The sequence below is a fragment of the Arthrobacter sp. CAL618 genome (assembly GCF_000468215.1).
Taxonomy (GTDB): domain Bacteria; phylum Actinomycetota; class Actinomycetes; order Actinomycetales; family Micrococcaceae; genus Arthrobacter_D.
In genome coordinates, this window is sequence record NZ_ASZW01000214.1 from 1 (window position 1) to 8,477 (window position 8,477).

Sequence of the window (8,477 nt, forward strand, 5' to 3'; positions counted from 1 at the left end):
CAGTGGCCGGAACCCTTTCTTTTTAACTGAACTGCACCGGGTGGATTAGTGTTACTGGGTGATTATCTTCCTCTCCATTCTGGGTGTGTTGGGCGTTGCGGCGTCCGGACCTATTATGGCGGCGACGGTGGCCCCGGCACTGGCGATAGCCTTCTGGCGCAACGCGATCGGTGCGCTGGTGATGGGCGGACCCGCGGCACTTTCCAAGCGGCATGAGTTCAAGGCCCTGCGACGATCCGACTTCGTGCGGCTCGCGATCGCCGCCACCGCTTTGGCCCTCCACTTTGCCTGCTTTATTACCGCGTTGAAACTGACCTCCGTAGCGGCTGCCACCGCGCTGGTCTGCCTTCAAGTGGCCTGGATCGCGCTCTTTAACGCGATCCAGGGTTCGAAGCCGGCTACCAAGGTGGTTGTGGGTCTGAGTGTGGCGCTGCTCGGCGTCGTCGTCATCACTGGTTTTGATCTGACCCTCTCCCAGGATGCGATCATCGGTGACCTTTTGGCCCTGGCTGGCGGGGCCCTGGCTGGTATTTATCAGATGGCTGGGGCGAGCGCCCGGAAGACCATGTCCACGGGCACCTACACCACCCTGTGTTACGGAGGGTGCGCACTCATCCTGCTCGTTATGTGCCTGATCTTCAGGCAGCCACTGGTGGGATTTTCACCGGCAGCATGGGTGGGGATCCTCGCCGTCACGCTGGTCGCCCAACTGATGGGTCACACGGTATTCAATCATTTGCTGGCGGTAATGAGCCCGCTGGTGGTTTCGATGATCATCCTGCTTGAAATCCCTGGGGCAGCCTTGCTTGCGGCAATCTTTCTGGGGGAGCAACTGCCGGCCGGTACCTATGGCGGGTTACTGCTGATCCTGGTGGGCCTGGCTATCGTGGTTCGCGGGCAAGTGAATCCGCGGCAGAGAACTACAGTGGAGACCGCGGCCTCTCCACCGCCCGCGCTGGGTGGCACCTAGCCCCTCTGCGGGCCCTCACCAGCGGCCTGGGGAGTTCCACCCCGGTGGAGGCTGGGGCCGCGCACAGAGTGAACAGCACGGATCATTTTCGCTGGATAGTAGATGGACATGAAAATCAGCGGGGGTACCTTGAGGATTCGTTTGTTGATGCGGTGAGCCTTGTACGTGCGATCGAATCGGGTCACGTAGTAGCGGTAATCCTTCGGCGAATCCTCAAGTCGACGCGCCGACATGCCGCTGACCATGGTCGGCAGGTAGCGAATTACCAGATCGTGTTCGGCCAGGTGGAGCGAAAGGTCGATATCCTCGTGCATTTCGTCCGCCTCGTCCCGGCAGGTGGACTCACGAATCTGTTCCCAGGCTGTCCGGCGGATAGCCATGTTGGAGCCGAAGAGGAAGTGGTATTGATTACGGGCCAACTTGAGGATTAGTTGGCGGATCTTGTCATCGGCAAGCAAACCCCAGCGCCGCATCGGCATGTCGTAATAGACCACTGGGCCAGTCGCGGCGGCAACATCGGAGTCAGCGAAGCCCGCAAGGACCTTCTCCACCCAGTCGGGCTCCAACACGGAGTCAGCGTCAATTCGCCCGATGATGTTGCCAGACGCGCTATCAAATCCGAAATTGCGGGTTGGTATCAACCCCTGTTCGGCTGAATGCTGAAGAAGCTTGATCGGGCTTTCGGGATACTCCAACTGCATCTGCCGCACAATTCGGCAGGTGCCATCGGTGGAGCGGTTGTCGATCACTAGGATTTCGTCGGCTGGTACCGATTGGTAGATGGCCGCGATCAAACACTGCCTGATGACACTTTCCTCGTTATACGCCGGAATGACGATAGAGACGGCGTTCTGGAGAGGGTGCACGGCCGTCAATCTACCACCGTGGGTCCCGGTTACGGCATGAATGAAAAAAGGAAAGGCGGCTCCGAAGAACCGCCTTTCCTTTCAAGCTAGGCCAAATGACTATTTGGTCGCATCCTTCGCGTCTTCTGCTGCATCAGCGACCTTGCCGGTCGTTGCTGTACCAGCGGACTTCGCTGCATCTGACGTCTCGTCGGCAGCGTTGCCAGCCTTGGCTGCCGCCCGATCGGCGGCCTCCTTGATGTCAGCGACAACCTTCTTCGCCTCCTCAGCGCGCTCAGCCTCACCTGCGGGCTTGGTATCCACCTTGACGGGGGTTTTCCAGGGGTCCTCGACCGGCTTGGAAGCCCGCCAGACGGCAACGCCAGCGGTAATCGCTGCGGCGATGATACCGAAGATCAGCCAGCCCTTGCTGCCGCTCTTCTGCCGCTTCTTAAGATCGCGCGAGGCTTTCATGGCGGCGGCTGCTGCAGCCTTCTGGGCCTTTTTCACCGTCTTCTTGTCTCCGGTGACCTTGGTAACCGCCCGATTCACCGGTTCAGGGATCGTTGCGCCGGACAGGGAACGGGACACGCTGTCAGCGGCGTCTCCCAGTTTGTGGGACAGGGTCGGCAAATAATCGCCAACTACCTTGTCACGAGCACCGGTGATCGCTGGAGCTGCGCGGTCGAGGGTCTTCTGGATGTGCGGGGTGGTGGTATCAACCACCTGTGAAATACGCGGAGCAACCTTATCCAGGCCGTCCTGAATACGTGGGGTGACGGTGGAGATACCGTCGGAAATGCCGTGTGCGGCACGCTGTACTCCGTGCTGGATCATCGGCGACGCAGATCCGTAACCCTTTTCGATCCGTGGTGCAACCCAGTTGTAGGCGGCATCCACGCGTGGAGCTGCCCAGTCCCGTGCGGCTTCGGCACTCGTTACGACGCTCTTCTCGAGGTCGCGGGTCATACGTTTGTTCTTCTTCACATCTGCCTCCCGGGAATAGTGACTGTTGACTGTCAGCCTACGGGGTATCGCAATGACGTGCTATTCGTTCGCGGTGTCCCCGACGATTTTTCACTGTGCGCGGAACAGCTCAATCTCAGTGGTTTACCAGAGGGCGCATGAAAGAATGGAGGTATGACAGCTATTGCAACAGCACAAGCAACTATCCACACCAACCTCGGCGACATCAAGGTGAACCTCTTTGGGAACCACGCGCCGAAAACCGTGCAGAACTTCACGGGCCTCGCCACGGGTGAAAAGGCCTGGACCCACCCGCAGAGCGGCGAGGAATCCACCAAGCCGTTGTACGACGGGACGATTTTTCATCGGGTCATCAAGGATTTCATGATTCAGGGTGGAGACCCACTAGGTCAGGGTATCGGCGGACCGGGTTACCAGTTCGATGATGAGATCAACCCAGATCTGGATTTCACTGCGCCCTACAAGCTGGCCATGGCGAACGCAGGAATCCAGGGTGGCCGCGGTACCAACGGTTCACAGTTCTTCATCACCTCGGTCCCAACCACCTGGCTCCAGGGGAAGCACACCATCTTCGGTGACGTCACCGACGAAGCTTCGCGCACCATCGTCGAGCAGCTGAACGCGATTCCCACCGATGCACGGGACAAGCCACTGGAAGATGTTGTCATCAACTCGATCACGGTAGAACAGCTCTAAAACACCAATGACATACGGAATCCCGGCGGACCAGCCGCAGCAGGAAGTCCCCGTGTGCCCCCGACACACAGACCGTGTCAGCTACGTCCGCTGCCAGCGGTGTGGCAGACCTGCGTGCCCGGAGTGCCACCGACCGGCTGCCGTCGGGATTCAGTGTGTTGACTGTGTGAGGGAAAGTGCGCGGAACGTTCCCACCCAGCGAACCATATTCGGCGGTGTGGCCAGGCAAGGGAAGCCTATTCTCACCTTTTCAATCATCGGCATCTGCGCGGTGCTCTTCCTGCTGCAAATGGTCATCCCCGGGCTGACCGGAGCACTGGCCTATGCCCCCCTCTATACCTCCGAATACCTGTCACCTGAACCTTGGCGAATGCTGACGGCCGCGTTCCTGCACTCCACCGGGTTCCTGCTCCACATCGCTTTCAACATGTACGCGCTCTGGATCATGGGGCAAGCACTGGAACCGTTGCTGGGGCGTACCCGTTTCCTCGCTCTCTACCTGTTGTCCGCGTTTGGCGGATCCGTGGCAGTACTCCTGCTCTCCAACCCCCTGCAATCCGTGGTGGGAGCATCAGGCGCCGTCTTCGGCTTGTTTGGCGCGATGTTGATAGTCCAGCGCCGCAGAGGTGGCGACGTGCGTCAACTCGTGGTCCTGATCGCCATCAACGGCGTATTGGGCTTCGTGGTTCCTGGGATCTCCTGGCAGGCGCATCTTGGTGGGCTACTCACCGGAACCGCAGCCGCCGCAATCATCGCCTACGCCCCCAAGGGGAAGAACCGGTCCCTGATCCACTGGGGAGGTCTGGCGGGTCTGGCTGTGCTGCTCGTAGCCTTGACGATTCTCGGCTCGGCACTCGTACAACTACCGCTGGGTTAGAAGTTGTCCACAAGGTTTATCAACAGCGGGGATAACTTACACACATGTAATTCCACAGCTGTGGATAAGCATGGGGCCGAAAACGTCCACCTTCAGACCTCATCCCAGCAAAGTTACCCACAGCTGTGGATAACTTAGTGCACAACGTGTGTACGAGTCCGCCTTAACGGCAAACGCGTCCGCAGTAACTAAGGGACAGGGACCGAAATTGGCTCTGTCCCACTACCAGTGCGGACGCGTCAGGGAAGTGGTTGTGGGGAAGCGTGGGTCAGTGCCACTTCGTCGTCATCAGAAACCCGATGATCGCCAGGCCGAATCCGATCATGATATTCCACGAGTCGATTGAGGGAATAGGGAAGCGTGCCTCAGATACGTAGTAGACGATGATCCACAGCAACCCCAGAATCATCAACCCGAACATGACGGGTTTGTACCAGACCGGATTGGGCTTCCGCTCGGCGGAGGCAGCGGTGCTGGACTGACTCGGTTTCCTGTTCTTGCGGGACTTCGACTCGGGCACTGGTCCTCCTAGAGAGGCGAAGCCACAGTGGCAACGCCTTAGTGTTTACCCTCACAAGGGCTCGGCAGTCGGCGATGACGCAAGCTATCCTGAAAAAAGGATCAATGTCATCAGCACGGTTCCGCACAATTCTAACCACTGAACCGGTGCTGGGGCGCAGTACCCCACCCAGGTGGGGTACTGGCAGCCTGCGCGCAGTGCGGGACATACCAGTGGAGCACGTTGCTGGTGATCAAGGTACAACAGGCCGCAAGAGTTCAACGACGGGCATTTCACGAGCGCTATGAGCAAAACCACCCGCATTCTGGTCATCGACAACTACGACAGCTTTGTTTATACCCTGGTCGGCTACCTGCAGGAGTTGGGCGCCGAAACCACTGTGGTGAGGAACGACGACGTCACCCTGGCTGAGGCGATAGCTCTCGCGGAGGTGCGTGACGGTGTGCTGATTTCGCCGGGCCCAGGGACACCCGCCGATGCCGGGATATGCGTCGAGATGATCAAGTGGTGCGGTACCAGTTCAACACCGATGCTCGGGGTCTGTCTGGGGCATCAGGCGTTGGCGGAGGCCTTCGGTGGCACCGTCACCCATGCGCCAGAGCTGATGCACGGCAAGACATCCCTGGTGGAACACGAGGCAGGGAGCATCTTTACGGGGCTGCCGTCGCCGTTTACCGCGACCCGCTACCACTCGCTTGCCGCGGTCAGTGATGTGGTTCCACCAGATCTGGTGGTCACAGCGCGCACGGCAAGCGGCATCATCATGGGGTTGGAGCACCGAACTGCTCCGCTGTGTGGGGTGCAGTTTCACCCAGAGTCCGTGTTGACCGAGGGCGGATATCGCATGCTCGGCAACTGGCTTGAGTCACTGGGTCTGGTCGGGGCCGCTGAGAAGTCGTCAACCCTGAGCCCGCTGATTTCCAAATAGGTCCAGCGACCCGGAAAGCTAGGCTTTGCAGTCCAGAGCCAAGGTTGACAGTCCTGAGCTAGGGCTCTGCAGTCTCTTCCGGCGGCGTCGGGGCAGGAGTCGGCTCAGGGTCTACTGACGGGTCGTCCTCGGGTTCGGGAGCAACGGCTACGGTAATCACTATTTGCGTGCCCGGCGCGACCACCGAACCGGGTTCTGCACTCTGCTTGGTGACAGTGTCGGGGTCCACAACGGCGTTTTCTACTTCTTCAATGCGGTAGGTCAAACCCTTCGCCGGATCCTCCAACTGCGCTATCGCTTCTTCCGTAGTCAATTCGATCAAACGCGGCACTTCGACCAACCCGGTAGATAACACCAGGTCGATATCGGATCCGATCGGCACTGACTCTCCTGCCCCGGGGCTGGTGGAGATCACACGGTCGGCCGGAACCGTTGCGCTGTTCTCCTGGGTCACCGCGCCGCCGCTGAGGCCGGCTGAGGATAACGCATCCCTGGCTGACGACTCGGTCATGCCAATGATGTTCTCGGGAATGATCGCCTCGGAGGGGCCCTCGGAAATGGTGACGTTAACTGTTGAGCCGGGTTCCACCTCTTCCCCCGCCCCCGGGTCCGAATCGATTACCAAACCGGGATCGACGGAGTCGCTGAAATCCTCGTCAAACTGTGGGCGCAGGTCGGCAGCGAAGATGGCATTGGCTGCCTCATCCTGAGTCATGCCCTCGACGGTCGGTACCGCCTGCAGCACCGGACCCTCTGGCTCGGAGTTAAGGAGGTTCAACAACACAAACGTCCCACCGGCGAGAACCAGTGCCACGATGATAAAAAATGTTGTGGTCCACGCCCGCCGGGCCGCACGACGGCGGTCTTCGTCGGCATCGCGGTCGGCGTTAAACGTCCGAGAAATCGACAGTGGAGGCTGATCTTCCGTGAGGGGACCCGAACTCATCGACCCGCCGGCCAGCACCTTCGCCATGGCGCGGGTCTGCGGGCCCTCAGCCCCGGCGGCCGAAACGGCAGCCGCGGGTAGGGTCGATAGTGCCTCGGTGGCGCGTTCCTGGGGCTGGGTAGTAGGAACAACACCCTTGCGGGCCTGCTGCAATGCAACCCGGAAGGCCACAGCGTCCTGGTAACGGTCCTGACGGTCTTTTTCAAGGGCCCGGTGCAATACCGCATCGAGTGCCGGTGAGACTTCGGGGTTGAACTGACTGGCCGGTTTGGGTACTTCCCGGACGTGCTGGTACGCCACTGAAACCGGGCTGTCGCCGATGAACGGCGGACGAGCGGTGAACAGTTCGTACATCAGGCATCCAGCCGAGTACAGGTCACTGCGCGCGTCAACGGTCTCGCCCCTGGCCTGTTCAGGCGAGAGATACTGGGCGGTGCCGATGACGGCCTGGGTTTGGGTCATGGTGGCAGCGGAGTCGGCGATGGCCCGGGCAATACCGAAGTCCATCACCTTGACGTTTCCCTCCGGCGTGATCATCACGTTCGCGGGTTTGATATCGCGATGCACAATACCCGCCTTGTGGCTGTACTCCAGTGCCGACAGCACGCCCACCATGTGCTCGGCTGACTGGTCGAGGGTCAGCTCCCCCGCGCGAATGAGATCGCGAAGTGTCCGTCCCGCAACGTACTCCATCACGATGAACGGGACCTTCACGTCGTCTACTGAACGCCCGGCGATTTCTTCTTCGCCGGTGTCATAGACGGACACGATGGTGGGGTGGTTCAATGCGGCGACTGCCTGTGCTTCCCGTCGGAAACGGGACTGGAACAGAGGGTCCCGGGCCAGGTCCTGACGCAACAGTTTGATTGCCACGGACCGGCCCAGCCGGATGTCACGACCGAGGTGCACATCGGCCATCCCTCCACGGCCAATGAGCTCACCTACTTCGTAACGCCCGTTCAGGACCCTGTCAGTGGTCACTTGTCCGCCTTCCGCCTGCATCTGAATAGTGAGGGAAGCGCGTTAGGGCGCTTCGGTGGTGGGTGGGGGGCTGGTGGTTTCTTCGGGTGGCGGGGTGGTCTGCGGAGGTCCGGAAGACACCACGTAGTTGACGGCGCTGCCGGGTTCAACTTCCGAACCTTCGCTGGGGTCCACACTCAGCACAGTTCCGGCAGGCTCCTCGGATTCCTCTTGTCCAGCATTGGCTGGTTGCAGGCCCGCATTGAGCAGGGCTTGCTGGACTTCCTGTTCAGTGGAGCCCACCAGACCTGATGGCACCTCAACCGGCGCAGGTCCAGAGGAGGAGGTGACCGTCACTGCTGCACCACGCGCAAGGGTTCCCACCGGGCTGACACTGAGGACGAGGCCTTCTGCTATGTCGGATTCTTCCTGCTCGGTCGAGACCGCCAGGCCGAGGGCACCGAGTTCGGCAACCACTTCATCGACCGGGCGGCCTTCGAACTGAGCGGCACTAATGACAATTTCAGGCTCTGCGGTCTCAACGGGTTCGGTTGTGGGCGGTTCGGAGGGGGTTTCCGATTCCGTCTCGGACGGTGTCGCGCTAGGCGAGGTTGTGGTCGTAGTGGTGGCCGGGGGGGTACTGGGGTCGTCGTCAGCCCCGGTCAGAACGGGCCAGAGGAAAAACAGCCCGACGCCAAGTCCTACCAACAAAAACAGGAGAATCAACGGAATCAGCCAGGGGCTCCCG

The 8,477-nt window shown here is 60.3% G+C and carries 9 protein-coding genes; 4 read left to right on the top strand and 5 right to left on the bottom strand.

Annotated features, from left to right (window positions below; genetic code table 11):
- The first annotated feature begins 58 nt into the window (after positions 1–58).
- Entirely contained in the window at positions 59–970 is a 912-nt protein-coding gene (locus K728_RS0112855; protein ID WP_024476972.1) for a DMT family transporter, read from the top strand.
- Here K728_RS0112855 and K728_RS0112860 read toward each other — a convergent pair.
- Positions 967–1,836: a glycosyltransferase gene (locus K728_RS0112860; protein ID WP_024476973.1), complete on the bottom strand. Its 870-nt coding sequence runs from the start codon at positions 1,834–1,836 to the stop codon at positions 967–969. The genes K728_RS0112855 and K728_RS0112860 overlap by 4 nt on opposite strands.
- A 99-nt stretch (positions 1,837–1,935) precedes the next feature.
- A complete protein-coding gene (locus tag K728_RS0112865) occupies positions 1,936–2,784 on the bottom strand; it encodes a hypothetical protein (protein ID WP_019482040.1) in 849 nt (282 codons plus the stop codon).
- A 171-nt stretch (positions 2,785–2,955) separates the two neighbouring features.
- Between K728_RS0112865 and K728_RS0112870 the strand changes: the two genes are divergently transcribed.
- Positions 2,956–3,498 carry a peptidylprolyl isomerase gene (locus K728_RS0112870; protein ID WP_019482039.1) on the top strand — a complete coding sequence of 181 codons (543 nt, stop codon included), beginning with the start codon at positions 2,956–2,958 and terminating at the stop codon, positions 3,496–3,498.
- Positions 3,499–3,715: 217 nt separating this feature from the next.
- Positions 3,716–4,375 carry a rhomboid family intramembrane serine protease gene (locus K728_RS0112875; RefSeq protein ID WP_019482038.1) on the top strand — a complete coding sequence of 220 codons (660 nt, stop codon included), beginning with the start codon at positions 3,716–3,718 and terminating at the stop codon, positions 4,373–4,375.
- Between the two features lie 268 nt (positions 4,376–4,643).
- Here the strand turns inward: K728_RS0112875 and K728_RS0112880 are convergent, their stop codons facing one another.
- Positions 4,644–4,895, bottom strand: a complete 252-nt coding sequence (locus K728_RS0112880) for a cell division protein CrgA (RefSeq protein ID WP_019482037.1) — start codon at positions 4,893–4,895, stop codon at positions 4,644–4,646.
- A gap of 283 nt (positions 4,896–5,178) precedes the next feature.
- Here K728_RS0112880 and K728_RS0112885 point away from each other — a divergent pair, with 283 nt between their 5' ends.
- Complete coding sequence (locus K728_RS0112885; RefSeq protein ID WP_019482036.1) at positions 5,179–5,823, top strand: aminodeoxychorismate/anthranilate synthase component II; 645 nt, start codon at positions 5,179–5,181, stop codon at positions 5,821–5,823.
- Positions 5,824–5,881: 58 nt separating this feature from the next.
- On the opposite strand, the gene pknB is transcribed toward K728_RS0112885, so the two are convergent.
- Both pknB and K728_RS0112895 read right to left on the bottom strand, forming a co-directional pair.
- Positions 5,882–7,750: a Stk1 family PASTA domain-containing Ser/Thr kinase gene (pknB, locus tag K728_RS0112890; RefSeq protein WP_019482035.1), complete on the bottom strand. Its 1,869-nt coding sequence runs from the start codon at positions 7,748–7,750 to the stop codon at positions 5,882–5,884.
- A 42-nt stretch (positions 7,751–7,792) separates the two neighbouring features.
- Positions 7,793–8,477 (bottom strand): PASTA domain-containing protein (locus K728_RS0112895; protein ID WP_024476976.1); only part of this gene is annotated, 685 nt, incomplete at its 5' end.